The sequence below is a fragment of the Halorubellus litoreus genome (assembly GCF_055378595.1).
This window is the reverse complement of record NZ_AP043836.1, coordinates 722,407-747,526: the sequence shown is the minus strand read 5'-3', so window position 1 is coordinate 747,526 and position 25,120 is coordinate 722,407. Positions and strand designations below refer to the sequence as shown.

At 69.7% G+C, this 25,120-nt stretch carries 28 protein-coding genes; 13 read left to right on the top strand and 15 right to left on the bottom strand.

Annotation, left to right across the window (positions count from 1 at the left end; genetic code table 11):
* Nucleotides 1–227: 227 nt before the first annotated feature.
* Nucleotides 228–2,267, top strand: coding sequence for an ABC transporter ATP-binding protein (locus ACZ48X_RS07935; RefSeq protein WP_336352281.1), 2,040 nt, complete (start codon nucleotides 228–230; stop codon nucleotides 2,265–2,267).
* 65 nt (nucleotides 2,268–2,332) lie between these two features.
* Here ACZ48X_RS07935 and ACZ48X_RS07930 read toward each other — a convergent pair whose 3' ends face one another.
* From ACZ48X_RS07930 to ACZ48X_RS07920, 3 genes are all read right to left on the bottom strand, one after another.
* Nucleotides 2,333–2,530, bottom strand: coding sequence for a heavy-metal-associated domain-containing protein (locus tag ACZ48X_RS07930; protein ID WP_336352280.1), 198 nt, complete (start codon nucleotides 2,528–2,530; stop codon nucleotides 2,333–2,335).
* A gap of 220 nt (nucleotides 2,531–2,750) precedes the next feature.
* Complete coding sequence (locus tag ACZ48X_RS07925) at nucleotides 2,751–2,945, bottom strand: cold-shock protein (protein ID WP_227133759.1); 195 nt, start codon at nucleotides 2,943–2,945, stop codon at nucleotides 2,751–2,753.
* Nucleotides 2,946–3,276: 331 nt separating this feature from the next.
* The gene (locus tag ACZ48X_RS07920; RefSeq protein ID WP_336352279.1) at nucleotides 3,277–4,122 is read right to left on the bottom strand and encodes an ion transporter; all 846 of its coding nucleotides are present in this window, start codon (nucleotides 4,120–4,122) and stop codon (nucleotides 3,277–3,279) included.
* Between the two features lie 169 nt (nucleotides 4,123–4,291).
* Here ACZ48X_RS07920 and heR point away from each other — a divergent pair, with 169 nt between their 5' ends.
* The 8 genes from heR (at nucleotide 4,292) to ACZ48X_RS07880 (ending at nucleotide 10,634) form a co-directional block, all read left to right on the top strand.
* The gene (heR, locus tag ACZ48X_RS07915; RefSeq protein WP_336352278.1) at nucleotides 4,292–5,125 is read left to right on the top strand and encodes a heliorhodopsin HeR; all 834 of its coding nucleotides are present in this window, start codon (nucleotides 4,292–4,294) and stop codon (nucleotides 5,123–5,125) included.
* 235 nt (nucleotides 5,126–5,360) lie between these two features.
* The gene (locus ACZ48X_RS07910; RefSeq protein WP_336352277.1) at nucleotides 5,361–5,588 is read left to right on the top strand and encodes a DUF1328 domain-containing protein; all 228 of its coding nucleotides are present in this window, start codon (nucleotides 5,361–5,363) and stop codon (nucleotides 5,586–5,588) included.
* A gap of 203 nt (nucleotides 5,589–5,791) precedes the next feature.
* Nucleotides 5,792–6,316 (top strand): hypothetical protein, encoded by a 525-nt coding sequence (locus tag ACZ48X_RS07905; RefSeq protein WP_336352276.1) that lies wholly within the window; start codon nucleotides 5,792–5,794, stop codon nucleotides 6,314–6,316.
* 110 nt (nucleotides 6,317–6,426) lie between these two features.
* A complete protein-coding gene (locus ACZ48X_RS07900) occupies nucleotides 6,427–6,591 on the top strand; it encodes a hypothetical protein (protein ID WP_336352275.1) in 165 nt (54 codons plus the stop codon).
* A gap of 148 nt (nucleotides 6,592–6,739) precedes the next feature.
* The gene (locus ACZ48X_RS07895) at nucleotides 6,740–6,961 is read left to right on the top strand and encodes a hypothetical protein (protein ID WP_336352274.1); all 222 of its coding nucleotides are present in this window, start codon (nucleotides 6,740–6,742) and stop codon (nucleotides 6,959–6,961) included.
* Nucleotides 6,954–7,355, top strand: a complete 402-nt coding sequence (locus ACZ48X_RS07890) for a hypothetical protein (protein ID WP_336352273.1) — start codon at nucleotides 6,954–6,956, stop codon at nucleotides 7,353–7,355. The genes ACZ48X_RS07895 and ACZ48X_RS07890 overlap by 8 nt, the downstream gene beginning before the upstream one ends.
* Before the next feature lie 128 nt (nucleotides 7,356–7,483).
* Complete coding sequence (locus ACZ48X_RS07885; RefSeq protein ID WP_336352272.1) at nucleotides 7,484–9,580, top strand: hypothetical protein; 2,097 nt, start codon at nucleotides 7,484–7,486, stop codon at nucleotides 9,578–9,580.
* 103 nt (nucleotides 9,581–9,683) lie between these two features.
* Nucleotides 9,684–10,634 (top strand): ArsA family ATPase, encoded by a 951-nt coding sequence (locus tag ACZ48X_RS07880; protein WP_336352271.1) that lies wholly within the window; start codon nucleotides 9,684–9,686, stop codon nucleotides 10,632–10,634.
* 189 nt (nucleotides 10,635–10,823) lie between these two features.
* Here the strand turns inward: ACZ48X_RS07880 and ACZ48X_RS07875 are convergent, their stop codons facing one another.
* The 5 genes from ACZ48X_RS07875 to ACZ48X_RS07855 all read right to left on the bottom strand — a co-directional run bounded on the left by ACZ48X_RS07875 (nucleotide 10,824) and on the right by ACZ48X_RS07855 (nucleotide 14,622).
* Nucleotides 10,824–11,087 carry a hypothetical protein gene (locus ACZ48X_RS07875; protein WP_336352270.1) on the bottom strand — a complete coding sequence of 88 codons (264 nt, stop codon included), beginning with the start codon at nucleotides 11,085–11,087 and terminating at the stop codon, nucleotides 10,824–10,826.
* Between the two features lie 210 nt (nucleotides 11,088–11,297).
* Nucleotides 11,298–11,957, bottom strand: coding sequence for a cyclase family protein (locus ACZ48X_RS07870; protein WP_336352269.1), 660 nt, complete (start codon nucleotides 11,955–11,957; stop codon nucleotides 11,298–11,300).
* A gap of 75 nt (nucleotides 11,958–12,032) precedes the next feature.
* Complete coding sequence (locus ACZ48X_RS07865; protein ID WP_336352268.1) at nucleotides 12,033–12,497, bottom strand: universal stress protein; 465 nt, start codon at nucleotides 12,495–12,497, stop codon at nucleotides 12,033–12,035.
* Nucleotides 12,498–12,633: 136 nt separating this feature from the next.
* The gene (locus tag ACZ48X_RS07860; protein ID WP_336352267.1) at nucleotides 12,634–13,695 is read right to left on the bottom strand and encodes a deoxyhypusine synthase; all 1,062 of its coding nucleotides are present in this window, start codon (nucleotides 13,693–13,695) and stop codon (nucleotides 12,634–12,636) included.
* 72 nt (nucleotides 13,696–13,767) lie between these two features.
* Nucleotides 13,768–14,622, bottom strand: a complete 855-nt coding sequence (locus tag ACZ48X_RS07855; protein WP_336352266.1) for a mechanosensitive ion channel family protein — start codon at nucleotides 14,620–14,622, stop codon at nucleotides 13,768–13,770.
* A gap of 357 nt (nucleotides 14,623–14,979) precedes the next feature.
* Between ACZ48X_RS07855 and ACZ48X_RS07850 the strand changes: the two genes are divergently transcribed.
* Nucleotides 14,980–15,207, top strand: a complete 228-nt coding sequence (locus ACZ48X_RS07850) for a hypothetical protein (protein WP_336352265.1) — start codon at nucleotides 14,980–14,982, stop codon at nucleotides 15,205–15,207.
* Between the two features lie 89 nt (nucleotides 15,208–15,296).
* Here the strand turns inward: ACZ48X_RS07850 and ACZ48X_RS07845 are convergent, their stop codons facing one another.
* The 4 genes from ACZ48X_RS07845 to ACZ48X_RS07830 all read right to left on the bottom strand — a co-directional run bounded on the left by ACZ48X_RS07845 (nucleotide 15,297) and on the right by ACZ48X_RS07830 (nucleotide 18,935).
* Nucleotides 15,297–16,073 carry a Nif3-like dinuclear metal center hexameric protein gene (locus tag ACZ48X_RS07845; protein ID WP_336352264.1) on the bottom strand — a complete coding sequence of 259 codons (777 nt, stop codon included), beginning with the start codon at nucleotides 16,071–16,073 and terminating at the stop codon, nucleotides 15,297–15,299.
* Between the two features lie 81 nt (nucleotides 16,074–16,154).
* The gene (locus tag ACZ48X_RS07840) at nucleotides 16,155–16,427 is read right to left on the bottom strand and encodes a ubiquitin-like small modifier protein 1 (RefSeq protein WP_336352263.1); all 273 of its coding nucleotides are present in this window, start codon (nucleotides 16,425–16,427) and stop codon (nucleotides 16,155–16,157) included.
* Nucleotides 16,428–16,485: 58 nt separating this feature from the next.
* Nucleotides 16,486–17,664, bottom strand: coding sequence for a TrkA C-terminal domain-containing protein (locus ACZ48X_RS07835; protein ID WP_336352262.1), 1,179 nt, complete (start codon nucleotides 17,662–17,664; stop codon nucleotides 16,486–16,488).
* On the bottom strand, nucleotides 17,661–18,935 hold the full coding sequence (locus ACZ48X_RS07830; RefSeq protein ID WP_336352261.1) for a potassium channel family protein: 1,275 nt from the start codon (nucleotides 18,933–18,935) through the stop codon (nucleotides 17,661–17,663). The genes ACZ48X_RS07835 and ACZ48X_RS07830 overlap by 4 nt, the downstream gene beginning before the upstream one ends.
* Before the next feature lie 117 nt (nucleotides 18,936–19,052).
* Between ACZ48X_RS07830 and ACZ48X_RS07825 the strand changes: the two genes are divergently transcribed.
* Nucleotides 19,053–20,231, top strand: coding sequence for an NAD-binding protein (locus ACZ48X_RS07825; RefSeq protein WP_336352260.1), 1,179 nt, complete (start codon nucleotides 19,053–19,055; stop codon nucleotides 20,229–20,231).
* A gap of 66 nt (nucleotides 20,232–20,297) precedes the next feature.
* Here ACZ48X_RS07825 and ACZ48X_RS07820 read toward each other — a convergent pair whose 3' ends face one another.
* Nucleotides 20,298–20,699 carry a DUF7522 family protein gene (locus tag ACZ48X_RS07820; protein WP_336352259.1) on the bottom strand — a complete coding sequence of 134 codons (402 nt, stop codon included), beginning with the start codon at nucleotides 20,697–20,699 and terminating at the stop codon, nucleotides 20,298–20,300.
* Between the two features lie 94 nt (nucleotides 20,700–20,793).
* Nucleotides 20,794–22,272 carry an HPP family protein gene (locus tag ACZ48X_RS07815; protein ID WP_336352258.1) on the bottom strand — a complete coding sequence of 493 codons (1,479 nt, stop codon included), beginning with the start codon at nucleotides 22,270–22,272 and terminating at the stop codon, nucleotides 20,794–20,796.
* A gap of 143 nt (nucleotides 22,273–22,415) precedes the next feature.
* Between ACZ48X_RS07815 and ACZ48X_RS07810 the strand changes: the two genes are divergently transcribed.
* The gene (locus ACZ48X_RS07810) at nucleotides 22,416–23,210 is read left to right on the top strand and encodes a DUF547 domain-containing protein (RefSeq protein WP_336352257.1); all 795 of its coding nucleotides are present in this window, start codon (nucleotides 22,416–22,418) and stop codon (nucleotides 23,208–23,210) included.
* A gap of 154 nt (nucleotides 23,211–23,364) precedes the next feature.
* Here the strand turns inward: ACZ48X_RS07810 and ACZ48X_RS07805 are convergent, their stop codons facing one another.
* A complete protein-coding gene (locus ACZ48X_RS07805; protein WP_336352256.1) occupies nucleotides 23,365–24,090 on the bottom strand; it encodes a nucleoside phosphorylase in 726 nt (241 codons plus the stop codon).
* A gap of 321 nt (nucleotides 24,091–24,411) precedes the next feature.
* Here ACZ48X_RS07805 and ACZ48X_RS07800 point away from each other — a divergent pair, with 321 nt between their 5' ends.
* On the top strand, nucleotides 24,412–25,092 hold the full coding sequence (locus ACZ48X_RS07800) for a thymidine kinase (protein ID WP_379762925.1): 681 nt from the start codon (nucleotides 24,412–24,414) through the stop codon (nucleotides 25,090–25,092).
* Nucleotides 25,093–25,120 lie beyond the last annotated feature (28 nt).

Here is a 25,120-nt window from a genome sequence, read left to right as displayed (position 1 = left end):
TGGAATCCGGGCGGTACCGACATTGGTATAACACACCTACTGGACGCCGACGCGTAGCCACGACACCCGACCGAATGGTGAAAGACGCGTTTGGTAATCGGTATTGGTTCTTTACCGGCCGTGATTCGGTGGCGCTCGAAACGACGTCATCGCGCCGCCGAGCGAGGTATACCCGTCGAACGCGTACGTGACGGGGAAGATGCACGACGACGCGCGACGGGTGATGGATGGCGACAGCTAGGGGCCGCGACGACGATGCGCCGTCGTTCGCGAGCGACGGCGGGTCGATGTGGCGACTGTACGCCGAGTACGGTCGCGGGAACCGCTCGCTCGCCGCCGTCGGTACGGTCATGGCGGTCCTCTCGCGGGTCGTCGGCCTGCTGCCCGCGCTCCTGCTCGGGCTCGCCATCGACGCCGTCCTCCTCGCCGACCGCCCGTACGCGCTCCCGCTCGTCCCCGACGCCTGGATCCCCGCGACTGCGGCCGGCCAGGTGTGGCTCACCGTCGGGCTCCTCGTCGCGGCGACCGCTGTCGGCGCTATCGCGAGCTACCTCCAGAGCTACGGCTGGAACCGGTTCGCGCAGAACATCCAGCACGCGCTGCGCGTCGACGCCTACGAGTCCATGCAGGCGCTCGACCGGTCGTTCTTCGACCGCACCCGCACCGGCGAACTCCTCGCGGTCCTCAACAACGACGTCAACCAGCTGGAGTCGTTCCTCACCGACGGCGTCAGCTCGACGCTCCGCTTGCTCGCGCTCGTCCTCGGCGTCGGCGCCATCATGCTCGCGCTCAACCCCGTGCTCGCGCTCGCCGCGCTCGTCGCCGTCCCCGTCCTCGGCGCGTTCACGGTCGCGTTCGTCCGGCGCGTCCAGCCGAAGTACGCCGCGATGCGCGCGAGCGTCGGCAGCCTGAACGCGAGGTTGGAGAACAACGTCGGCGGTATCGAGGTCATCAAGACCGAGCACGCCGAGGCCTACGAGGCCGACCGCGTCCGCGACGCCTCCCGCGAGTACTACGACGCGAACTGGGACGCCATCCGCACCCGCATCACGTTCTTCCCCGGCCTGTCGGCCATCAGCGGACTGAGCTTCGCGCTCACGTTCGTCGTCGGCGCGTTCTGGGTACTGAACGGCCCCCCGACGGTCCTCGCTGTCGTCCCGGAGACCGCGCTCGGCGTGCGTCTCGGCGTCGCCGACGCCGTCACGCCCGGCGAGTTCGTGACGTTCATGCTCTACACCCAGCAGTTCGTGTGGCCGCTCGCGCAGTTCGGCCAGATCGTGAACAACTACCAGCGCGCGAAAGCGTCCAGCGAGCGCGTCTACGGCGTCCTCACCGCCGACGACGTCACGGCCGACCCCGACGACCCCGTGCCGTTCGACGGCGTCGCGGGGCGCGTGGCGTACGAGGACGTCACGTTCACGTACCCGCGCGGACCGGACCTCGTCGACGACGGCGGGGACGGTGAGGTCGGTGAGGACGGTGGCAGCGAGGCGGACGAGCCAGGAGACCCGACGCCCGTCATCCGGGACGTGTCATTCGACGTCGCCCCCGGCGAGACGGTCGGTATCGTCGGCCCGACCGGCAGCGGGAAGTCGACGCTCGTGAAGCTCCTCGTCCGCCTCTACGACCCCGACGAGGGCGTGGTCGAGGTCGACGGCGTGGACGTCCGCGACCGCTCGCTCGCGGAACTCCGGCGCGCGGTCGGGTACGTCGCCCAGGAACCGTTCCTCTTCTACGGTACCGTCCGGGAGAACATCGCGTACGGGACGTTCGACGCGTCCGACGCCGACGTCGAAGCCGCCGCGAAGCGTGCCGCGGCCCACGAGTTCATCGCGAACCTCCCCGACGGCTACGACAGCGTCGTCGGCGAACGCGGCGTCCGCCTCTCCGGCGGGCAACGCCAGCGCGTCGCGCTCGCGCGAACCATCCTCAAGGACCCCGCGATACTCGTGCTTGACGAGGCGACGAGTCACGTCGACACGGAGACCGAGGCCATCATCCAGCGGAGCCTCGCGGAACTCGCGACCGACCGCACCACCATCGCCATCGCGCATCGGCTGTCGACCGTGAAGACCGCAGACCAGATACTCGTCCTCGAAGGCGGTCGGGTCGTCGAAGCCGGGACGCACGACGCGCTCGTCGCCGAAGACGGATTGTACGCGAACCTCTGGCGCGTCCAGGCCGGGGACATCGACGACCTCCCCGCGTCGTTCTTCGAGGCCGCCATCGAGCGGCGCGCCGCCATCGAAGGCGGCGAGGACGACTGAGGGAACGACCTCGAACGGTGCCGTCGCTGTCAGGTCTCGTCGTTCGAAGGTCTCGTCGTCGTCGTTCAGGCGCTCGTGTCGTAGCCCGCGTCCTTGACGGCGGTGACGAGCGCGTCGACGTCCGCGTCGCCGTCGACCGTGACGGAGTCAGTCTCGTTGTCCGCGCTGGCAGCGGTGACGCCCTCGACGTCGGCGAGCGCGTCCTCGACGGTCTCCTCGCAGTGCCCACAGGACATTCCCGTGACGGTGAGTTCAGTCGTCATACTCGGTCGGTGGGAGTCGAGCGTGAAACGAGTGACGAAAATCGGGAGTGCTGGACGGCGACGGGGCGACGAAGCCCGGGAGTGCTGGACGGCGACAGAGTGCCGTCGCTCTGGACCGCTCGCGTCGTCGTGGGTCGACGACGCGAGCGCTCGTTGGTGGTGGTGTGCTGAGAGAATCGAGGTCTGAAACGTCGCCGTCAGGCGACGGCGTGGACCTTAGTTAGACGCGAAGAACGTTCTTCGCGCGCGGGCCCTTGGGGGCCTGCTCGATGTCGAATTCGATCTCGGTGCCTTCCGTCAGGTCCTCGCCGCCAACGTCCTCCATGTGGAAGAAAACGTCGTCGTCGCTGTCCTCGGTGGAGATGAAACCGTAGCCGCCTGTGTCGTTGAAGAAATCAACCTTACCGTTTGCCATTGCAATTGAATGAATGCCAACAGCACGGATAAGGGTTGCGTATTTGTTTTCCAAATCCGAGTAAGACGCGACGAACGTATTCTATCCGTGTGCTATTCTGGATATTTGTTGCGCATCATGTGGGTATTTCCAAATTCGGTGACTGTGCAGTCACGACGAGAGCGTACTATCGGTGCATCCACAGTTCGCCCGCGACTGCCATACAGTCCCACGCACTGCCGTCGCGTGGTGCGGTTCGTCGCCTCACTGCCACCCATCGCCACGACGCGCGTTCCCATACCTCTCGGGTATCGATGCCCATCGAGAACCGACACCGCTTGACGGCTCGAGGTCACTCCCGCGCGTCGTACTCCTGATAGATGGTCTCGCCGCAGGCCTTACAGTGCGACGCGTCCCGGTCGTGATGCGAGAGCCCACAGTTCGGGCACGTCACGTCCACCGTATCCTTCGACGCCCACTCGCGAACGATCTTGCTCGCCTGCCAGGGGATGAGGATGATGCCCGCGATGATGGTCGCGACCGTGATCCAGCGACCCGCCTGCGTCATCGGCACGATGTCGCCGAACCCGACCGTCGACACCGTCACGACCGTGTAGTAGAACGCGTCCCCGAAGTTCCCGACCGTCGCGTTCACCTCGTGTTCGACGCTGTAGAACAACCCGGCGGACACGAAGAAGATCACGAGCACCGTCAGGAGGAGCTTGAACGCGCGCAGCGTGTTGTCCGACACCGTCCCGAAGAAGAACTCCGCGTCGCGCGTGAACCGATAGAACCGCAGCACGCGCACCACGCGAACCACGCGCAGGAACCCGAACTCGAGCGTGACCGCGGGCACCGGCATCGCGAGCACGAGGAGCGTCGGGAGTATCGCGAGCAGGTCCACGACCGTGTACCCGTTCGTCGCCTCCCCGAACCGGTCCTCGGCGCCGTACAGGCGGAGGACGTACTCGGCGAGGAACAGGAGCGCGATCGCGACCTCCAGGTTCCAGAGGAGCGCGTCCGTCGCCGCCGACAGCGGGTACGTCTCGGCGACGAAGATCGCGACGAACACGAGGTTCAGGACCATCAGCGCGATGTCGATGGCCTTCCCGAGCCACGTCCGGTGGTCCAGCAGGTAGAACCGGACCGTGTCGCGTAATTCCCGGCCTCGGTCGTCGGGGGTCGACGCCGTCTGCATACGTTCACGGAATGCGTCGACGAACGTAGGTGCTCGGGTTCGGCGTGGCTCGGTCGATCTCCCGCGGTCCGGTGCGACTGGAGCGCTCGTCTCGGCCGTCGCATCACGTCAGCAGCGACCAGTAAACCGTACGAATAGTTATCTTTCTTCTTAGCGTACATGAGGGAGTATGTCCGCCCGTCCCACACCCGATAGCGCCGATACGGCGACCGCGGAAGCGACCTCTGAACTGTCGGCACTCCCGCGCTTCAAGCGCCTCCGGCGGTGGAACGCCGTCATGGCAGTCCTCCACTTCGTCCAGGGGGCCGCGATGGTCGCCATCGCCGAACCCGTCCAGTGGCCGCTCACGTACACGCGGTACGAACTGAACCCCGCGACCGAATCCATCGCGCCGACGAGCGCCCTCTGGACGGAGATCACGCTCCCGCTCCTCGTCGCCGGATTCCTCCTCATCTCCGCGCTCGCACACGCCCTCGTCGCGACCGTCCTCTACGACCGGTACGTCAAGGACCTCGACCGCGGCATGAACCCCTACCGGTGGTACGAGTACTCCGTGAGCGCGTCGCTCATGATCGTCGTCATCGGGATGCTCGCCGGTATCTGGGACGTCGGCACGCTCGTCGCGCTCTTCGGGCTCGTCGCCGTGATGAACCTCACCGGCCTCGCGATGGAACGCCACAACCAGACCACGGAGCGGACCGACTGGACGACGTACCTCATCGGGACGCTCGCCGGCATCGTCCCCTGGGTCGTCATCGGTATCGCGCTCGCCGGCTCCATCGTCGCGAGCGACGGCCAGGTCCCCGACTTCGTCATCGCCATCTACGTCTCCATCTTCGTGTTCTTCAACCTCTTCGCGCTCGTCATGATCCTCCAGTACCGCGAGACCTGGCGGTGGGAGGACTACCTGTTCGGCGAACGGTCCTACATCGTGCTCAGTCTCGTCGCGAAGTCGCTGCTCGCGTGGCAGGTGTACTTCGGGACGGTGAACTCGCCGATCTGAGCGCGAGTCGTCGCTCGATGCGGGCGCTCGGCAGCTGCGCTCCACGCTTCGGCCGGTCGAACGAGCACGAGCGACCGTTGCCCGCGACGAGTCTGGGAGACGCATCCCGGTGCGTGGTTGCTCCCAGGGGGACCCGGGAGTCGACGTCGGCACTCTCACTCCGCGAGTCGGTTATCAGCTCCGTGACTGGTTCTTTGGTGGCATCACTACGTACGAGACTCCCGTCTCTCCACGCATGTCGCTCAGTTCCCTCCCAGCGACCGTCGCCACCCAGCTCGCATCACTCGAAGGGACGCCCCTGTTGTTCTCGGGGCAGTTCCTCCAGTACGCGGTCGTGTTCTTCGTGATCGCGATCGTCGCTGCCGTGCTCGGCGCGCGCGGAATCGCCGGCGTCACGATGGAGATCGCGAAGTGGTTAGTCATCATCTTCCTCGTGCTCGCCGTCGTCTCGATCGTCCTCTGACGACGACTCGGGCGGTACCGAGGGCCGCGAGACCGCTCGCCCTCGCAAGCAGTTCTTCCACCTCCCCTGGCAGTCCTCGACTCCCCACACCAACGCATGCCTCCTGCACTCGACACCTCTGACGGCGCGACACCCGAACCATCTCGAACGCGCTCGCCTGCGCGTTCGAATCGCTCGCCCGGGCTCGCGAGACCGAACCACCCATGATCGTTCGCCTGTGGGCGCTCGCCTGGGCCGCTCGCTACCTCAAGTACGTCCCGATCCTCGGGTGGCGGTTCTCCGAGCACATCGTCAAGCGACTCGAAGCGCGGATGGACCGGGACGTCCACGTCGACACGGTCGAACTGGACCTGACGGCGGATGCATCCCCGACCGACCTCGACCTCGACATCGTCGTGTCGAACGAACTCCCAGTCGACCTCGAGGTCACCGCCGTCAACCTCCGGATCGGGTACGCCGCCGACGACCGGACGGTCGCGAACGTGCTCTGGGCCGCGGACGCCAACGGGTCGGCGCCCGCGAACCTCGAGACGCCACTCGTCGCGTCCGACAGCACCGCGAGGACGCACCTCGAACGGTTCCTGCCCGGCGACGTCGATGCCGAGGCAATCCACGTCGACGGGTCGCTCACGGCCACGGCACAACTGGACGTGCCGGGGGCGAAACGACTCCCACTCGGGGAACTCCAATGCGACGTCCCACACACCCGGACCGAACTCCCGACGTAGCCGGAATCGACCGCTGCGACGCTCCAGCGGCCGTAGCCGGAATCGACCGCGGCGACGCTCCGCCACGGTCTGCGGTGCGATTCAAGCCAGTTCGCCTCGTATGGGATTGTATGTGTCCGGCGACGTACACCTGCCAGTGCGGCGCGCGCCTCCGCTACCGGCAGGACATGGAGCGCCGCCTCGAGGGCGCTCGCACGCGGTGGGTGTGCCGAGACTGCGGGACGCCGGTCCCGAGTGCGACCGCCGAGGTGCTCAGGCACCGCGACCCGTCGTGAAAGCGGCCAGGGCCGTGCGCGCGGGCAGCCGTGCCCGCCGACCGTCGACGCCCCCCTCCCGACGAACGGTCGACTGCCGTCCCCTACTGGGAAGGTCTCGTCACCTACTCGAAACTACTGCCTTCCGTGTCGCCGACGACGGTCGACCATGGCGGAATCATCCGTTCACGACGAACGCATCGACGAGACGAACACCTGGCCGGAGCTCGCTATCGGGCTCTACGACCGACTGACCGGTCGGAACGCGGAGATTCACTACGAGTTCGACGACATGCACGTCGACGTCCCGAGCAAGGTCGGCGCGGACGCCGAGTCCGCCCGCTGGCGGCTCGACGGCACCGTCGTCATCACGACCCGCGAACGTGAGTGAGGCTCGCGCGCCGCTCGACCCTGCGGACCGCGCACCCCTCGACGTCGCGGTCGACCTCGACGTCTCGGTCGACGACACCCCGGTCGCGGTCGCGTCGACGGGCGACCGCCTGTCCGTCGACTTCCCGACCGTTCGAGCAGCCGTGCGGGCGGTCCGCCGTCGACCGGCGTTGGACTACCGGGAGGTCGACGCGCTGCTGCGCGCGGCCGACGTCGCGCTCGAAGTGCGCGTCCGACACCGGACCGTCCTGGCTCTGGGCGCGGACACCAGAGCGAGCCTGCTCCTTCGGCGAGTGGGCGTCGAACCGGTGGAACTCCGACTCGGCGGCGTCGCGTCCGCGCTCGTCGCGGGCGCCGCCGCGGCCGTCGACCGAGTCCGTCGGTTCGCCGCCTGAGGTACTCGTCCCGGCGACGGGCGCCGCACGCGCTCGCCGGCCGACCGAACCCTATTGAGCGAGGAGCGATTAGGCCGTGGTATCTTGACCAGTGCACCGCAGGGCACGCACGAGATGCAGGTGACGCGATGACGGACGGGCCGTCGCTCGACCGACGTTCGCTCCTCGCCGTCGCGGCCGGTGCGACCACCACGCTCGCGGGCTGCTCGCTGCTCGACGCGGGCGAGGACGGCGAGAGCACGTCGGTCGACGACGACCGGGCTCGCGACCTCGCCGCGCGGTTCACGCCGACGCTCGTCTTCGACCGGCGCGAACGCTGGTTCCCGACCGACCCGCGACAGTTCGAGTCCGAACGCGACGGCGACACCATCGTCGACGGGTTCGACGCGCTCAACGGGTACGTCGCCGCCGGCGGCCACGAGGACCCGCCCGAGCCGCGCGTGTTCTACAACGTCCGCGAGTACGCGGACTCCCCGCTCGCGGTCGTCCAGTACTGGTTCTACTCGGCGTTCGACCAGTTCACGACGAACTTCCACTGGCACGACTGGGAGCTCCTCCAGGTCTTCGTCGACACCGACACCGAGGAACCCCAGTTGTACGTCGCGAGCTCGCACTCGCGGAAGGTCCCGAACAACGAGTTCCTCGATCCCGACCCCGACCGGCGTCCGCGCGTGCTCTCCGAGCTCGGCTCGCACTCCAGCGGGCTGTCCGTGAACGCCGACGAGGAGCGCTTCCAGCGGTTCCCCATCGAGAACGACGTCGCGGACGTCACGAACAGCGTCGTCGACAGCGTCGAGGACGCCGCCGCCATCCCGCTCGCGTACGGCCTGCCGCGCGACGAAGGGCTCGCGCTCCCCTTCGCCGTCCCGGAGCTCGACGAGACGCCCGTCTACGACCACGAGCGCCTCCCGGACGTGACCGAATCGGACTTCGTGCCCGGCGACGTCACCGTGCGGTCGTTCGACGCGCTCGATTCGCCACCGGTGGACCTGCCGGCGCGCGAGAACGGCCTCGTCTTCGAGCACGAGGCCCGAGACGACGGGAGCGCCGACGAGACGTACGACCTCGTTCCCACGGCCGAGTTGGAGTACATCGACGACCACGTCGGCCCGCAGTTGAGCTTCGAGTTCGCGGTCCCGAAGTTCGCCGAGGACGCCATCGCGAGCCACATCACGACCACGGGCGTCCCCTGGCAGGACCCGCGGTACGGGAATCCCGCGAACGACATCACCGAACCACGCCACCGCGGCGCGCTCGCGGACCGCTACGACGCGATCGGCGAGCCCTCGCCCGCGAACCAGGTCGTCGCGTTCGTCACGAACGCGGTCAGCGCACCCGACGCCCCCGACGGCGACGGCGTGACGACCGAGGAGACCGGGACCGAGGCGGTGGCGCTCCTGGAGAGCGACCCCGAGGCGGTCCCGACGTTCCGCGGCGTCGCCGCCGTCCAGGACGTCCCCGCGGGCGACCACGCGCTCACCGTGAACGGCGCTGGGGTCGCCCCGCACAGCGAACCCGTGTCCGTGGGCGGCGACGATGCGGCGGGCGACGGGGGCGGGACGACGGTCGCGGGCGTCGACGGCGAGATCCCCCTGGTCGCTCGCGAGAACGCGGTGAAGCTCGACGTCGACGGCCGCGACGCGGACCGGGACCTCGCCCGAGTCGCGGTCTCGGACGACTTCGGCGGCCGGCTCTACGACGCCCCGCTCGGCGACGGCGACCGCGACGGGCTCTACGTCCACCGCGGCGGCGCGTTCACGACCGAGGTTCGCGACAGCGACGACGAGGTCGGGGCGTTCCGCGTCAACCCACCCGCCAGTTCCGACGCCGACGACGAGGACCGGGTCCGCGTCGAGAACGCGACGACCGGGAAGACGCCGCTCGCGACGTACGTCGCGGACGTCGCCGCGGAGACCCAGGGGCAGGTCGAGGCCGTCGAGGTCGACGACGACGAAGGGGGCCGCCAGAACTCGGTCGAGGGCCTCGCACAGGCGCTCGGTGCCGTCGTCGACGCTGCCGAGCGCGCCGCGGAACGCGCCGCCGCCGGCGACCGCGAGAACGCCGACCGACAGCTCGAGACCGTCGTCGAGCGACTCCAGCGCGTCGCCGACAAGCTCGCCGACGCCAGCGACGCCATCCCCGACGACCTCGGGCTCGCGACAGACAAACGCCTCCAGCAGGCCAGAGAGCGCACCGAACAAGCGAAGCGAGCCGAGAAGCTGTAGCGAGGTCTCGAACGCGTCGGTCCCGACACCTCGGCGGCCCGCACGGTCGACGTCGAGCAGGGGTGGCGCGGCGCTTAACCCGATAGCACGCCAACGAGAGCACGTGCAGCAGTACGTGTTCTACGGCGGAAAGGGCGGTGTCGGGAAGACGACTGCTGCGGCAGCGACCGCGCTGGCGGCCGCCGACCGCGGGGAGCGAACGCTTGTCGTCTCCACGGACCCCGCGCACTCGCTCGCGGACGCGTACGGCCTCGAACCCGGGACGGGACGCCGCCAGATAACCGATGGCCTCTGGATGATCGAGGTCGGCCCGGAGGCCGGCGAGCGAACGTACCGGACGGTACTGGAGTCGGTCGCCGACGAACTCCGGTCGGCCGGCATCCGACTCGACGACGAGGAGATCGAGCGGTTGTTCGCGGCCGGCATCGCACCGGGGAGCGACGAGCTCGCGGCGCTCGAGTGCATCGCGGGAACGCTCGACGAGGACTTCGACCGCGTCGTCGTCGACACCGCGCCGACGGGACACACGCTCAGACTCCTCGACCTGCCGGACGTCCTCCGGGAGACGCTCGCGGCGACCTCGTCGCTACGCGGGCAGGTCCGCCGGCTCGTCGACGGCGCGCGAAGCGCCGTCTTCGGGCCCGCGTACTACGCGTTCGGCCGCGGCGGCGACGACGCCGACGAGGAATCGCTGTCCGCGCTCGCCGATCGCATGGCGGCTGTCCGCGACCTCGTTCGCGCGCCCGACCGCGCGGAGTTCCGCGTCGTCACGACACCAGAACCGATGGCGGTCGCAGAGACCCGGCGGTTCGTCGAGGAGCTCGCGCGCGACGACGTCCCGGTCGAGACGGTCGTCGTCAACCGCGTGCTCCGGGACGTCGACGCGGACTGCGAACGATGTCGGACGCGGGCCGTCCAGCACGCCGAGCAGTTGCGCGCACTCCGCGAGGCGTTCCCCGGGCGGGCCGTCGTCGAACTCCCGGAGTTCGACGCGGACGCCGACCAGCGAACCGCACTCGGAGACCTCGGCGCGCGCCTCGTCGCCGATTACTGACGAACCCGTTGCTCGCGGCGACGCCCGAGCAGTCCTCGCGAAAACTGGCCTCGGTACTCATAGGGCTCGTCGTCGCGCGGGTGCCACCCCGGCTCGGCCCGGTGGGGTCGTCATCGGCCGGTCGAGGGTACCGGCGCGTGGGCCTTGAGGATTCCCTTCGGTCGCTCGGGTGGTCCTGCGAGGACGTCTTCAAACGCCGTCCTGCATCGCCTGGTTCTGGTCGTCGTTGAGGTTCCGCATGCGGTTGGTGTCGGTGGTGGAGAACTGGCGCTTGCAGCGCTCGGTCCAGGGGACGTCGCCGTCGGGTGTGAGCGTCTCGTCGGACGTCGTCGGCGCGTCGTCGCCCGTCGCTCGCGGGTTCTCGGGGTGCGTGGAGAAGTCGTCGGTCGTCGGGTCGGTGCGCGTGCTGGCGGTCGTGGGGTCGTCGTAGGTGGCGTCGGTTCGGGTGCTCATGTGGGGTTCGGGGTCGGTGGTGTGGTGTTCTGGGTGCGGTCTGACGTGGTGGTGCGGGCGGATGCGAGGTGTACTGCGTTCATCGTGTCCCTACAACGACACCGGTCTATAATAAAAGTTCATGTTGGTGCCGGCGTTGCCACCGCGCACCCCCTCACGGCCTCGCGGCGACCGACCGCCGTCAACCGTTATCGACCGCCGCCGACCTCGTCAGTACTCGGCGACCGCTCGCACCGGACAGCCGTCGCCGCCCTCGACGGGGAGCGGGTACGCGTGCAGGACGAAGTCGTCGGGGAGCGCGCTCGCGTCGTCGAGGTTCTCGACGATGAACTGGTCGGCGGCGAACAGCGCGTCGTGCGCCGGATACCCGTCGGGCTCGTCGTCGCGCTCGCGGGACGGGTCGACGCTCGGCGTCGGGTCGGGACTGAACCCCTCGACGCCGACCGAGCACTCGCGCTCGGCGCACCACGCCGCCGCCGCCCCGGTCAGATAGGGGTGGTCGCGGTAGCGGTCTGTCCCCCAGTGTTCGCTCCACCCGGTCGCGAACGCGAGCAGGTCCGCGTCCGCCGCGACCGACGACGCGGGGAGGTCCTCGACCGTGATGGGGTCGCGAGCGCCGTGACCCGTACAATCCACCAGAGCGGCGTCGAACCGGAAGTCGTCCACGTCGAACGCGTCCAGACACGGTGCGCCCTCGCGCATGTGGCACGGCGCGTCGACGTGCGTCCCGGCGTGCGTCTGGAGCGTCAGGACGTGCGCGCGAGCGCCGTCCTCGGCGACCGACGTCGTCCGCTCGAACTCGACCGGCGTCGTCCCCGGATACACCGGCATCCCCTCCGCCACGCTATGAGTCAGATCCGTGAGCGTCATGCCGGTGACGACGCCCACCGGCGAGAAAGCGATGGTGGTTCCAGAACCGGGCGGGACGCCGCGGCCGTCGCGGGCTCAGTCGCTCGCGAACTCGGGGTCGGGATGCCGGACGATGTGGACGTCGTAGCGCGCGTCGTCCGCGACCGTCCCCCCGATGCTCGCGAGCGGCCGCGTCACCTTCCCCGCGTTCTGGCTGCCGACGAACACCACTCGGGCCGCGACCTCCGCAGCGACCTCCTTGATGGTGCGGACGACGACCGTCGTCGTGTCCGCGGTCGGCTCCGTGTTCTCCACGAACTCCGCGCGGACGTCCGCGTCCGGCGCAACGTCCCGGATCTCCTGCGTGAGCTTCCGCTCTATCACGCCGACGTCGAACGTGTCCTCGGGCTCCAGCCACGCGTGGCGGTGCGCGTACCCGGGTTCGTCGGGGATGACGACGAGCGCGAGCAGGTCGTCGTCGGTGTACTCGGCGAACGTCTGCGCGCGGGAGAGCGCGGTCTTCGAGAGCCCGGAGCCGTCGTAGGGAACGAGTATCGTCACACTCGAACCGAAGCGCGCAGCGACCAAGAAGCTATCTCCGAACGAACAATACTCGCGCGGTCGCTCTCACGCGACCGTTCTCACGCGACCGTTCTCACGCGACCGTTCTCCTGCGGCTGTCCTCGTGCGACCGCGCTCACTCGCTCTCGACGCGCTCGCGTGCCGCGGCGACGAGCAGCGGGAGCGTGATGGTGGCGTCGGCGTACACGCTCGCGTTCTCCGCCGCCTTCTCGAGCTTCCCCCACGAGCGCGCCTCGTCCAGCGTCGCGCCCGACAATCCGCCCGTGTGGGGTGGGTCCATCGTCAGTTGGACGGCGTAGTCGTACGCGTCCGGCGACACGAGCATCGTCTGCAGGACGAAGTTCTTCGGGACGCCACCGCCGACGACGAACGCACCAGCTGACTCGGCGTCGAACGCCAAGTCCGTCAGCGGCCCCATGTCGCCGGTCGCGTCCAGCTGGAAGTCCGTCACCTGCGTGTACATCCACGCCTGCAGACCCAGGACCGAGTCCTGGACCGCGGGACAGTACACGGGGACGTCGTTCTCGTAGCACGCCGCCGCGAGCCCCGCGTCCTCCTCGATGCCCTCGCGCTCGTTCACCTCGGCGTTCGCACGGCCGAGTTCCTCGCAGAGCCGCGCGATCGTCACGGTTTCCTCGATCTCGGGGAACACCTCGTCGCGGAGGTGGCTCTCGAAGAGCGCGAAGTGCTCCTGGGGGAGGTAGACATTATAGATGCGGTCGACCTCCTCGTCCCGGAGCTGTTCGTCGTGCTCGCGCGCCGACTTCCCGGGGCAGTGCTCGGAACCGTGATGATGTTTCCCGCCGATTGCCTCGATGGCGTCGTGCGTCAGGTTCGCGCCCGTCGTCACGAGCACGTCCACGTACCCGTCGCGGACGAGGTCGCTGACGACCTGGCGCATCCCCGTCGGCACCATCGCACCTGCGAGCCCCATGAACACTGTCGTATCCTCGTCGCCGAACATCTCCGCGGTCACGTCCACGGCCTCGCTGACGTCCGCTGCCCCGATGCCAGCGTGCCCGTACTCCTCGACGAGCTCGCCGACGGTCATCCCGCCGCGGACGTCGGCGTGCCCGATGGGGTCGTGGTGGAACGTCTCCCGCTCGGGCTCCGCGTGCCCGTCGTGCTCGTGGTCGTCGCCCGCGTCGTGCTCGCTCCCGCCAGCGTCCTCGGTCATGCTCCCGTGTCCGACGGCCACGCGTTTCAACGACTCGGATTCCCCGTCACCGGCCGGGCGACCGCGCCGCGCTCAGGCGTCGCCGTCGACGCGCGTCGTCGCGAGCGCGCCCGAGAGCTCGCGCTGCGGTGCCGGGAGACTGATGCCCTCGTCGTCGAACCGCGCTTTCACCGCGGACGTGAGCTCCGAGCGGATGCGCACGAAGTCCATCCGGGCGGGGTCCGCGATCCAGAAGCGGGCGTCGAGCACGACCGCGTTGTCGCCGAGCTCCGCGACGCGAACCGTCGGCCCCGGGCGGTCGACGACGTCGTCGTTCGCGAGCGCCTCCTCGACGATGATCGCCTCCGCGCGCTCGACGTCGTCCTCGTACCCGATGCCGAACGTCGTGCTCACGCGCAGGCGGTCCTTCGCCGCCGGGTTCGTGACGGCGTTCGCGGTGAGTTCCGAGTTCGGGACGACGACGAGTTCGTTGTCGAACGTGTGGATGCGCGTGACGCGGAAGCTGATGTCCTCGATGATGCCTTCGTTGTCCTTCCAGCGGATCCAGTCGCCGATGTTGTACGTCGGGTCGAGGACGATGAACGCGCCGCTGACGAGGTTCCCGAGGACGTCCTTGCTCGCGAACCCGACGGCGACGGTGGCGCCGGCGGTGATGGCTTCGGTGGCGGCGAGGAAGCTCGCGAGGCCGGAGACGGTGACGCCCGCGAACAGCGCGAACCCCGAGAACGCCGCCCAGAGGAGTTTCCCGAGCGGGAGCGTGACGGCGTCGTCGACGCCGAGCGCGCGCAGGCCGCGTTTGACGCCGGGGACGAGGAGGTAGCGCGCGGGCAGGTAGATGCTCGCGGTGACGACCGCGAGGACGAGCGCGTCCTGGGAGACGGCGACGAGTTCGCCGATGAGGGTGTCGATGGTCCGCGGTTGCGCCATGTGTCGGCTGTCCGTGCGCGGACGAGGGCCTTGAGTGTGGGGGACTCGGTGGGCGTCGCCATCGCTCGTCGACCCTTTGCTGGGTGCTGGGGGTCGGTCGGTTGTGGCGTGCAGGCCACCCGTGGCACGTCCGGCCGCGTCCGTTCCGCTGGCGGGGGTGTGGGCGACGTGGTGCCGGCTGCTGGCGCGTCGGCGGGTGGCGCTCCCGCCTGGACCGACGCGCCCTTGGTTCTCGTCGACGACGTCGTTCGCCGCCGCATCGCACTTGAACGCACGGTCGGCGAGCGCCGGTGGCGGACCGGCGGTGGCTCGCGGCGGTCGAAACGCACACGGCACTGGCGTGTGTCGGGTCGCGTGATGACGCTTGGTGAGACCGAGGCGGACGAGCTCGCGTACGAGCTGGCGCAGACCGAGTACGACGCCGTCGAGCGCGACGGCCTCCGAGCGGCGTGGTCGACGGACGGGACGGTGGTGACGGTGTCCGAACTCGACAACGGCGACGAGATGGAGTACGACGCGGAGGACCTGGTGCGAGCGACGAGCGACCGCGAGGTCTCGCACGCGCGGAACGAACCGGAGGTGTAGTCGGGCGTCGGAACTGGCTGCTGGAGGTGGAGGCGGCCGCCGGCGCTAGCTGCTGGCCGCCGGTGGAGTGGGCGGCCGCGCTCTCGTTCTCAGATCCCGGTGGGGACGTCGAAGAACGTGGTCTCGATCGGTTCCTCCCAGTCGTCGTCGACGAGCGACTGGAGGTTCTGGACGCCGAAGGTCTCGGTGGCGTAGTGGCCGGCGAGGACGACGGTGAGGTCGACCTCGCGGGCTTCGTGGTACGTCTTCTGTTTCGCTTCGCCGGTGACGAGGACGTCGACGTCCTTGCGTGCGGCTTCGTCGACGTAGTCGGAGCCGTCGCCGGTGACGATGGCGACGTCCCGGAGTTCGTCGGGGCCGTGGTCGAGGACCTGCACGGGCTGGCCGCCCGTGGAGAGCTCGCTGGCGAGTGCGTCCCGGAGGTCGTCGCTCGACGCGGGCGCGGGGAGCCGACCGCGGGTGCCGGCGTGCTCGGGGCCGACCGCGCCGAACGGTTCTCGCGCGTCGAGTTCGAGGACGTCGGCGACGCCCGCGGCGTTCCCGAGCTCCTGGTGGCCGTCGAGTGGGAGGTGCGAGACGTACAGCGCGACGTCGTTCTCGACCAGTGGCGCGACCCGGTCGTACGCGCGCTCGGTGACGCGCTCGATGCCTCCCCAGGAGACGCCGTGATGGCTGACCAGCGCGTCCGCGCCCCAGTCTGCCGCCAGCTCGATGGTCTCGCGGACGCCGTCCGTGCAGAACGCGACGCGCTCGACCTCGCCGTCGCGCGGCCCGACCTGGAGGCCGTTCGCGCTCGCGTCCAGGGCGGCGTAGTCACTCGTCCGGAGCTCGTCGTCGAGACGCTCGCAGAACGTCGACAGTCGCATACCCGAGCGTGCGCTCGCCGGGGCCTTCAGACCGCTGGTTCTCGTTGCGAGCGTCGACGCTGTCGGGCCCCGGCGTGCGATTCAGCCGCCGGAGACGGGTGGGAACAACGCGAGTTCGTCGCCCTCGCCCACGGGTTCGTCGAGGCCGTCGCCAGCGGTGAAGACGTTCGCGCCGTTCTTCAGGACGTTCACGTCCGCGACCACGTCGTCGTCGGCGTCGAGCACGCGCTCCCGGAGCGCGTCGTGCTCGGCGAGCAGCGCGTCGAGTGCCTCCCCGACCGTCTCGGGGTCGCCGACGTCGACGGTCTCCGCGCCGGCGCGCTCCCGGAGGTCCGCAAACAGCTTCCAGTGCACGTCCGGGAGTCGGTCCCGCTCGCCGAAATCGGTTTCGGACGGTCCCACCGAAGTGGAGTCAGTCGTCGCCGCTGTCGACGGGTGCGTCCGCCACGGCGTCGACGGGAGCGGTCACGTTCGCGGCCGCGGTCTCGAACGCGCGGAGGGCGTCCGGGCGGGCGACGACGTACAGCGTCGCCCCGACCTCGATCGGGGTGTCTCGCGCCGGGATCGGGGTGACGCCGCGGTCGGGGCGGCGGATGGCGGCGACGGTGACGTCGAGCGCGCCGACGACCGACCCCTGGAGCGGGCTGTCCGCGTCCACGACCACCGCGCCCATCGTCTCGTCGGCGGCCCGGAGGAGCGCCGCGAACTCGCGCTCGACGGCGGGCGCACTCGGGAGCGTCGCGAGCCGGTACGCGACGTCGTCCGCGAGCGCCGCGGCGTCGTCCGCGTCCAACACGAGCGTCACGACGTCGTCGACCGCAGCGCGAACCTCAGCGTTCGCGACGCGCTCCGGCTCGCCGTCCGCACTCGCCGTCCACACCTGCACCACGTCGCCCGCGCTCGCGGCGTTCGCCGGGTCCGCCTGCACGGCTATCGCCGCCGCGCCAGGGGCGAGCGTCGGCCCGAGCCCGGCCTCGCGTGCGCCGACCGCGAGGTACGTCACGTCGCCGTCGGCGGTCACGGCGACGTCAACGTGCCCGACGCCGTAGTCGTCCTCGAGGCGCGCGCGGATGCGGTCCTCGAGTTCGCCGACGGTGACGCGCCGCGGGAACACGAACCGCTCGCCCGCGAACGCCTCCTTCGTCTCCACTGGAACCGGGTCGTACCCGTCGATGTCGTCGACGTCCTCCGGGAGCGTCACCGCGAGCACGCGCCCGCCGGCACGCACCACCTGCGCGAGCTCGCGGTCGAACCGCGCCGTCGCCCCCTCGCTGAACGCGCTCGCCGCACCCCGGTCGCCGACGCGCCGCCCGAGGTCGGCGACGATCGCGCTCGCCGTGAACGTCGTCACCGTCCGCACCGCCTCGTCGATGCCACCGCCGCCACCGCTGTCGAGCACCTGCCTCAGCGTCTGCTCGGTGTTCAACACGAGCGCCACCGCGGTCAACCCCAGCAGGAGCGCGATGCCCTCCGGGACGCGCTCGCGCCCCCACCAGCGGTAGACGACCGCGACGACGAAGCTCACGCCCCCCGAGAGCGCCGCGAGCGTCCCGACCTCGACGGCGACGGCAAGCAGCGAGTGCGAGCTCACGCGACGACCTCCACGAACGCGTCGAGTGCATCCGTCCGGCCGACCACGAACAACTCGTCGCCCGCCGCGAGCGCCACGTCGCCCCGCGGCGAGAACCGCCAGCGGCTCTCCACGCTCTCGCCACCGCGCTTCTTCGCGGTCGTGCTCGGCGTCGACTCGCGGACCGCGAGGATCGCGACGCCGTACGCGTCCCGGACGCTCGCGCCACCGATCGTCGTCCCGTCGAGCGCGCCGTCCGCGCGCACCGTGACGCGCCGGAAGCGGTTCCCGGCGCGCCGCAGGAGCGAGACGAGCTCGAACTCGCGGTGCGTGCCCCGCGAGCAGACGCGGACGCGAGCGCGGTCCGCGCTCAGGAGCGTCGTCGCCTCCCCGCGATCCACTGCGAGCGTGATGCGACCCTCGCCGCCGTCCGTCGTCGGCGCCGCGACCGGCGCCGCAGGGCCGACCTCGTCAGTCCCGCCATCCGTCACCACGTCCTCGTCCGGTGGCGTCACCGCCGGCCGCGACTCCGGCGGGTCGTCGCCCGTCGTCCGCGCCGATAGCACCATCGCCCGCACCGACGCGTCCTCGGTCGTCGCCACCACCTCGTCGCCGCGAGCGACGCCCGTCGGGAGCAACGCCGTGATGGAGACCGCGCGTTTGCCCTTCGGGACCGACCGCGAGAGCGTCCCCGTCGGCGGTGCCGCCGACACCGACGCCCGCCCGCCCGAGTCGACAGTCACCGACACGTCCGCGAGGTCGAACTCCGTCCGCAGGCGATCCGCGAGCCGCGACTCCAGCTCCGAGATCGGGAGGTCGCCCGGGAACGACCACGTCGACTCCGCGATCTTCCCGCGGAGGTCCGCGGGCAGCGGCGGATACCCCTCCACGTCGCCGACCGCACCCGTGATCGTCACCGTGACGCCACCGAAGACGTCCAGCACGTCCGCGGACAGCGTGCGTTCGCGGAGCCGGCGGAGCGAGAACCGCTTCGGGAGCGCCACCCCGAGTTTGTCACCTTGACTGTGCGCGTACAGCGACAACATCATCACGACGATTATCGCCGTCACGACGCGCGGCGAACTCGCCACCGCCGGGTCGAGTAACCCCATCAGGCCGCCGTTGATGCCCGCGATGGCGACCGCGAGCACGACGACCCCGAGCCCGGGGAGTGTGACGCCCGTGAGGTACTTGAAGAAGAAGCCGAGTGTCCCTGAGACGAACGCCGGAACGATACCTGTGAGGAGACCGAGGTAGATGCCGAAGAGGAACTCGACGGGAAGCGAAGCCATACGCACCGGGGAGACGCCCCTCCGTGAAATGGGTGTCGCCCGACCGAGGGAACTCGCGAGCCGGCGTCGCCGCCGGGAGCCGAGAGCGTTAAGTCGACCCAGCGTGCACGCCGGGGCATGGACTGGCGATTCCGGCCGACCGGCGTCGGGGCGACCGCGGCGCTCGTCAGCGCCGTCGCCGTCCTCTCCGTCGCGACCGGACTCGTGAACATCACGAGCCCGACAGCCGGCCCGCTCGCCGCGTTCGTCCCGAGCGGCGTCCAGCAGGCAGCCGGCTTCACGGGCACCCTCACGGGGTTCGTGCTCTTCGTGTCCGCTGCATCGATGCGACGCGCACTCCACGTCTCCTGGCTGTCGGCTGTCGTCCTCCTCCCCGTCACGGCCGCGCAGGGACTCGTCCAGTCGAGCGTGTTCTCCATCCCGCTCGTCGTGTTGTCGGTCGTCGCGACCGGCGTCTGCTGGTGGAACCGCGAGCGCTTCGACCGCGAGGTAGCACTGACGAACTCCCAGATCGCGGCCGGGCTCGCGCTCGTCGGCGCGCAGATCTACGGTACCGTCGGCACGTGGGCGCTCCGCGAGGAGTTCCCGAGCGTCGAGACGTTCGCGGACGCGTTCTACTTCACCGTCGTCACCGCGAGCACCGTCGGGTACGGCGACATCACCCCGCAGTCGACCATCGGCGAACTGTTCGCGGTGTCGGTGCTCGTCGTCGGCGTGACGAGCTTCACGGCCGCACTCGGCGCGCTGTTCGCACCACTCCTGGAAGCCCGCTTCGCGACCGCACTTGGACGCATGAACGAATCAGAACTGGAACTCCTCGAGGACCACGTCGTCGTCCTCGGGTACGGCGACCTGACCGAACCGATACTGACCGAGCTCGCGGACGCGAAGGTCGACTTCGTCGTCGTCGCGAAACCGGAGAACACGAACCTCCCCGAACTGAAAGAACGCGACGTCCCGCTCGTCGTCGCGGACCCGAGCGACGAGGAACCGCTCGTTCGCGTCCACATCGACCGGGCGCGAGCGGTGGTCGCGGCGACGAACGACGACGCGAACGACGCGCTCGCCATCCTCACCGCGCGCGAACTCCGCCCGGACGTGAATATCGTCGCGGCCGCGACCGACCGAGAGAACGTCGACAAACTCAAGCGAGCGGGCGCGGACACCGTCATCAGTCCCGCGCTCATCGGCGGGCACCTCCTCGTCGAATCCGCGCTCGGCAGCACCGACTCCGAGATCATCGCCGATAGACTCGTCGACGGCCCGCTCGCCACGTCGAACGACTCCGAAGAGTGAATCGGGCGTCGGGAGAGGAGTGAATCGGGCGTCGGGAGAGTCAGCGGTCGCGCGAACGTCGACGAGTCAGGCGAGGACGTTCCTGGCGGCCTGACCGGCGTCTTCGACGTTCCGGAGCGCCATCCGGTCGGTCGTGAACAGGACGCCGCGGTCGCCGACGATGACGCGCCCGACGAGCCCGTCCTCGAAGACGCGAACGGTGAGCTGGTACTCGCCGAACGCCGGTTCGACGTCGTCGCGCTCGGCGTACTCGCCGTACGCGGCGGCGGAGTCGAACCCGAGGCGTTCGTTCTCGACGAACCACGCCTGGAGCGCGTCCCGGCCACCGACCGATTGGTCCACGTCGCTGCGGAGGTAACACACCGCCCAGTCCTCGCGGTCGAAGCGGACGACGCTCCGGAGGCCGTCGCCGAGGGCGGTTCGGATGGCGGAGACCAGTTGCTCGTCGAGAGACGCGTGCGAACTCATGTCACTCTTAGGGCGGGTGCGGGCTTGAACGTAGCGGTGGAATCGCCAACAAGCGTCGGGATACGGCGGCGCTCGGCGCGGTCGCGCGACGCGGTCAGTGACTGCCCCGGTGGACGATGGCGACGTCCGTCTCCACGTCCGTGACGCGTTCGAACGTCGGCGGGGCGAGGAACCGCGACGCCGCCGACCGGTCGGTGCTCGCGCCGACGACGACGAGGTCGTACTGCGTGGCGTTCGCCCCGAGGAACCGCTCGATGCTCGCTCGCGACACGCGCGTCTCGAACCCGACGTCGAACGTCTCCACGAGGTTCGCGAGCATCGCCTCCGCGCGCCGCCGCTGGTTCTCCGCGTCGATGCAGTGACAGACCGCGAGCGTCCCCGCTCGCCCGGCGACGCGCGTCGCGAAGTCGAGCATCGCGTGGGCGGTATCGCCCGGGCGACCGACGGCGACGAGCACGCGCCGCCACGCTCTGTCGAGCTCCTCGTCGCCGCTCCGGAACACGACCACGTCGATGGGCGCGTCGAACAACCCCTTCAGGTACGGCGAGAGCGAGCCGTGGGACTCCTCGTAGGGCGCGACGACGAGGTCGCAGTTCGCCTCCTCGGCCGCACGCAGCGTCACGTTCGTCCGCCCTGACGCCGCGCTCGCGACGACGACCTCGCAGGGAACGCCGACCTGCGTCCGGATGCGGCTCGCGAGGCGCTCCAACCGCATCGCCGCCTGCCCCGCGACCTGCTCGCGCGCGTCAGCCGTCGCATCCCCGATTGCACCGTCGCTGTCGACGGGTGCATTGCCGTCAGCCGCACGCTCGGCCGCGATGGCGTCCTCGGCGGCCGCGACGTCCTCGTCCGCAACCACGTCCAGGAGGACGACCTTCCCCGCCTCGTGCGCCGCCGCGAGGTGCGCCGCGAACAACGCCGCCTCCCGCCCTTGGTCGCCGACGACCGGCACGAGCACGTGGTCGTCGCCCTTCGTCGTCTGGTAGAGGTACTGCGCGCGCCGGTCGTAGAACAGCTCGCGCCACGCGTAGAACACGCCCGCGACGAACGAGGAGGCGACGAGGATGCCGAGGACGTACGGCACGACCTCGCCGTAGTCCGCGACGAGCGTCAGCAATCCGGCGGAGAACGCCGACGGCGCCTCCACGTCCGCCGCCCACGTCACCGTCCCGACCGCGAAGATCGCGACCGCCGCGCTCGCAGCGGTCGCCGCCGGACTCCCTGTGGCCCACGGGAGCAATCCAGTGGTCCGGACCGCGAACAGCCCGCAGAGCGCGCCGGCGGTGAGGCCGCCGACGAACCGCACGGGCGACGCGTACTTGCTCTCCGGGTTCGCGAACAGCGTGTACGTTCCCGAGGCCAGCGGCGGGAACAGGAGGAACGACACCTCCTGGCTCACCTGCGAGACGTACGTGACGAACGCGATGAGGAGCGGGACGAACGCGAGCACGGACAGGTGCAGGAGGTTCCCCGTGTGCTCCACCCAGTTCTTGAACTCCTGGAGTTCGCGGCGTTCTATCCGGCGGACGCGCCGCCACGCGCTCCAGAGCCGCGGCCGCCACCCCTCGAACATGCCCGGTGCTTCCTCACCGAGGGAGTAAAGCGATTCCCTCCGGTCGTGGACGCCGCCCGGGCGTGGCCGACCCACTGGGCGGCGTCGCGCCCCCGTCGCACGCCCGCCCACTGCTTATGCGAACGCACTCCCAACGAGCGTCCATGACTGGAGACGCCGGGTCGGACGCAGGCGCCGGCTCGGACGCGACCGTGGACGCTGCGACGGGCGACGCGAGCCCGCCCGGGGACCCGGTCGCGCTCTCGGTCGGGTACGTGCGAGCGACGAAGGCCGGGGACGGCGACCCCGCGACGTTCCGTCGGGCGCTCGCGGACCTCGACCCCGAAGCGCTCGCGGACGCGCTCGACGACGACGACGCACGTCTGGCGTTCTGGCTGAACGTCTACAACGCCAGCGTCCAGGACCACCTCGCCCAGGAGCCGCGGCTGTTCGAGGAGCGTGGACTGGTGCCGCGACGCCCGATCTTCCGCCGGAAGCTCCTCACTATCGCTGGCGAGTCGCTGAGCGTGGACGACGTCGAGCACGGCATCCTCCGGCGTTCGCGGAGCGGCGTCGGCCTCGGGTACGTGCCGCGACTCCGCCAGAGCAGGTTCGAGCGTCGGCATCGTGTCGACGACGTCGACCCCCGCATCCACTTCGCGCTGAACTGCGGCGCTGCGTCCTGTCCGTCGGTGCTCGCGTACACCGAAGAGGCGGTCGACGACCAGCTCGACGCGTCGACGCGGGGCTATCTCGACGCCGAGGTCAGCTACGAGCCGTCGACGGGGACGGCGACGGTCCCGAAGCTGTTCTCGTGGTATCGCGGCGACTTCGGCGGAAAGCGTGGTATCAAGCGCTTCCTCCGCGAGCACGACGCGGTCCCGGCGACCGCGGACCTGTCGCTCGCGTGGGCGGCGTACGACTGGACGTTGAAGCTCGGGCAGTACGCGGACGCGTGACGGCGCCGCTGCTGTCGGTTGATTCCGCGTTGACGCGACGGGTTGTGTGGCGAGCAGGCAGTCTCGTGGGCGTCCGCGGGGCGACTGCACTCCCGCCTGGGCCGCGCGGACGACGACTCGCTAGCGCATGCCGTCGGTCGCCGCGGCTTCCATCTTAAACCTGCGTGGTGGCGTCGAGCGTGATCTGGATGGCGCGCTCGACGTTGTTCTTCGCTTTCTCGGGGAGTTCGTCGGCGTCCGTTTCGCCTTTCTGGGTGCCTTCGACGAGGTTCCCGTCGACGGTACAGATGGCGCCCGCTTGCAGGCCCTTGCGGCGTGCGAGCGTGAACAGCGTCGCGGCTTCCATCTCGACGGAGAGGATGCCTGCTTGCTCCCAGTCCTCGACGTACTCGTCGGTCTCGGCGTAGAACGCGTCGTCGCTCGCGATGGGGCCGACGTGGACGTCTTCGTCGTTCGCTTCGGCGCCGTCGACGAGCGCGGAGAGGACGTCGTAGTCCGGGACCGCGGGGTATTCGGCGGCTTCGTAGCGCTTGCTGGTGCCCTCGTTCTTCGCGGCGCCCGTGGCGACGATCATGTCGCCGATCTCGATGCCCTCCTGGAGCGCGCCGGTCGTCCCGCAGCGGATGAACGTCTCGACGCCCACCGCCGCGAGTTCCTCGACGGCGATAGCGGCGCTCGGGCACCCGATACCGGTCGAGCAGATGGTGAGGTCGACGTCGTCGTACGTCGCGTTCACGACCTTGTACTCGCGGTTCTCGGCGACGACTTCGCTGTCGTCGCACATGTTCGCGATGCGGTCCACGCGCCCCGGGTCCCCGGGGACGATGGCGATCTCGTGTACGTCTCCCTCTTCGACGAGGAGATGCGGTTGTTTTGCCATGGTCGCGGGTTCGGTGGTGCGTGACTAAAACGCCGCGTTCCACGGTTCGGGATCGGAGGTGCGCTCGCATCGATTGGGTTTATGTGAGACGTAAACCTCGTGGTGGGCGTGGCGGCGGTGCGGTGGCGGTGGCGGTGCGGTGGCGGTGCGGTGGCGGTCGAGCGCACCCATACCGAGCGCGACCGGAGGGAGCGCTCGGGAGTTTTTTCGCCCACGTTTTTCCAAGCGGGGGTGCGCGAGCGCAGCGAGCGCACCCTCCGCAGGAAAAAGGTGGTGGTGCTTCGCAAGCTTTTCGCGGTGGGCGTGCCTCGTGATTGTCGAATGCACGCCATCACGAACAGCGGTTGGGTGGAGGTCATCACGGGGTCGATGTTCTCCGGGAAGACCGAGGAGTTGCTGCGGCGGCTCCGGCGGGCGCGGATCGCGGAGCAGGACGTGGCCGTGTTTACGCCCGCGGTCGACGACCGGTACGGGGACGACGTTATCGGGAGTCACGAGGGCCGGGATTGGGACGCGACTGCGGTCCCGAACGAGGGTGAGGGCGTCTGGGAGATCGTGGAGTACGTCACGGACGAGGATGTCGTCGCGGTGGACGAGGCGAACTTCTTCGACTCGACGCTCGTCGACGTCTGCGACGCGCTCGCGAGCGACGGGTATCGCGTCGTCGTGTCCGGGACCGACCAGACGTTCCGCGGGGAGCCGTTCCATCCGCTCCCGGAGTTGATGGCGACCGCGGAGTACGTCGAGAAGTTCCAGGCGATCTGCTCGGTGTGTGGCGAGCCGGCGACGCGCAACCAGCGGCTCGTCGAGGGCGAGCCCGCGCACGTCGACGACCCGACGATCCTCGTCGGCGCGGAGGAGTCCTACGAGGCGCGCTGCCGGAACTGTCACACGCTCCAGACGGGGTCGCTCGACCGGAGTCTCGACGAGTTCGCCGACGAGGAGTGCGCGGACGAGGACGCTTCCGAGGAGCGAGCGTCCGCGCCGCCGGCGGACGAGTGACACGATGACTGACGCGCTCTCTCGCGAG

Bases quoted from the DNA above. Each gene is read 5' to 3' on its own strand.
- ACZ48X_RS07935 (WP_336352281.1), top strand. From the start codon at position 228: ATGGCGACAGCTAGGGGCCGCGACGACGATGCGCCGTCGTTCGCGAGC.
- ACZ48X_RS07930 (WP_336352280.1), bottom strand. From the start codon at position 2,530: ATGACGACTGAACTCACCGTCACGGGAATGTCCTGTGGGCACTGCGAG.
- ACZ48X_RS07925 (WP_227133759.1), bottom strand. From the start codon at position 2,945: ATGGCAAACGGTAAGGTTGATTTCTTCAACGACACAGGCGGCTACGGT.
- ACZ48X_RS07920 (WP_336352279.1), bottom strand. From the start codon at position 4,122: ATGCAGACGGCGTCGACCCCCGACGACCGAGGCCGGGAATTACGCGAC.
- heR (WP_336352278.1), top strand. From the start codon at position 4,292: ATGTCCGCCCGTCCCACACCCGATAGCGCCGATACGGCGACCGCGGAA.
- ACZ48X_RS07910 (WP_336352277.1), top strand. From the start codon at position 5,361: ATGTCGCTCAGTTCCCTCCCAGCGACCGTCGCCACCCAGCTCGCATCA.
- ACZ48X_RS07905 (WP_336352276.1), top strand. From the start codon at position 5,792: ATGATCGTTCGCCTGTGGGCGCTCGCCTGGGCCGCTCGCTACCTCAAG.
- ACZ48X_RS07900 (WP_336352275.1), top strand. From the start codon at position 6,427: ATGTGTCCGGCGACGTACACCTGCCAGTGCGGCGCGCGCCTCCGCTAC.
- ACZ48X_RS07895 (WP_336352274.1), top strand. From the start codon at position 6,740: ATGGCGGAATCATCCGTTCACGACGAACGCATCGACGAGACGAACACC.
- ACZ48X_RS07885 (WP_336352272.1), top strand. From the start codon at position 7,484: ATGACGGACGGGCCGTCGCTCGACCGACGTTCGCTCCTCGCCGTCGCG.
- ACZ48X_RS07875 (WP_336352270.1), bottom strand. From the start codon at position 11,087: ATGAGCACCCGAACCGACGCCACCTACGACGACCCCACGACCGCCAGC.
- ACZ48X_RS07870 (WP_336352269.1), bottom strand. From the start codon at position 11,957: ATGACGCTCACGGATCTGACTCATAGCGTGGCGGAGGGGATGCCGGTG.
- ACZ48X_RS07860 (WP_336352267.1), bottom strand. From the start codon at position 13,695: ATGACCGAGGACGCTGGCGGGAGCGAGCACGACGCGGGCGACGACCAC.
- ACZ48X_RS07855 (WP_336352266.1), bottom strand. From the start codon at position 14,622: ATGGCGCAACCGCGGACCATCGACACCCTCATCGGCGAACTCGTCGCC.
- ACZ48X_RS07850 (WP_336352265.1), top strand. From the start codon at position 14,980: ATGACGCTTGGTGAGACCGAGGCGGACGAGCTCGCGTACGAGCTGGCG.
- ACZ48X_RS07845 (WP_336352264.1), bottom strand. From the start codon at position 16,073: ATGCGACTGTCGACGTTCTGCGAGCGTCTCGACGACGAGCTCCGGACG.
- ACZ48X_RS07830 (WP_336352261.1), bottom strand. From the start codon at position 18,935: ATGGCTTCGCTTCCCGTCGAGTTCCTCTTCGGCATCTACCTCGGTCTC.
- ACZ48X_RS07825 (WP_336352260.1), top strand. From the start codon at position 19,053: ATGGACTGGCGATTCCGGCCGACCGGCGTCGGGGCGACCGCGGCGCTC.
- ACZ48X_RS07820 (WP_336352259.1), bottom strand. From the start codon at position 20,699: ATGAGTTCGCACGCGTCTCTCGACGAGCAACTGGTCTCCGCCATCCGA.
- ACZ48X_RS07815 (WP_336352258.1), bottom strand. From the start codon at position 22,272: ATGTTCGAGGGGTGGCGGCCGCGGCTCTGGAGCGCGTGGCGGCGCGTC.
- ACZ48X_RS07810 (WP_336352257.1), top strand. From the start codon at position 22,416: ATGACTGGAGACGCCGGGTCGGACGCAGGCGCCGGCTCGGACGCGACC.
- ACZ48X_RS07805 (WP_336352256.1), bottom strand. From the start codon at position 24,090: ATGGCAAAACAACCGCATCTCCTCGTCGAAGAGGGAGACGTACACGAG.
- ACZ48X_RS07800 (WP_379762925.1), top strand. From the start codon at position 24,412: ATGCACGCCATCACGAACAGCGGTTGGGTGGAGGTCATCACGGGGTCG.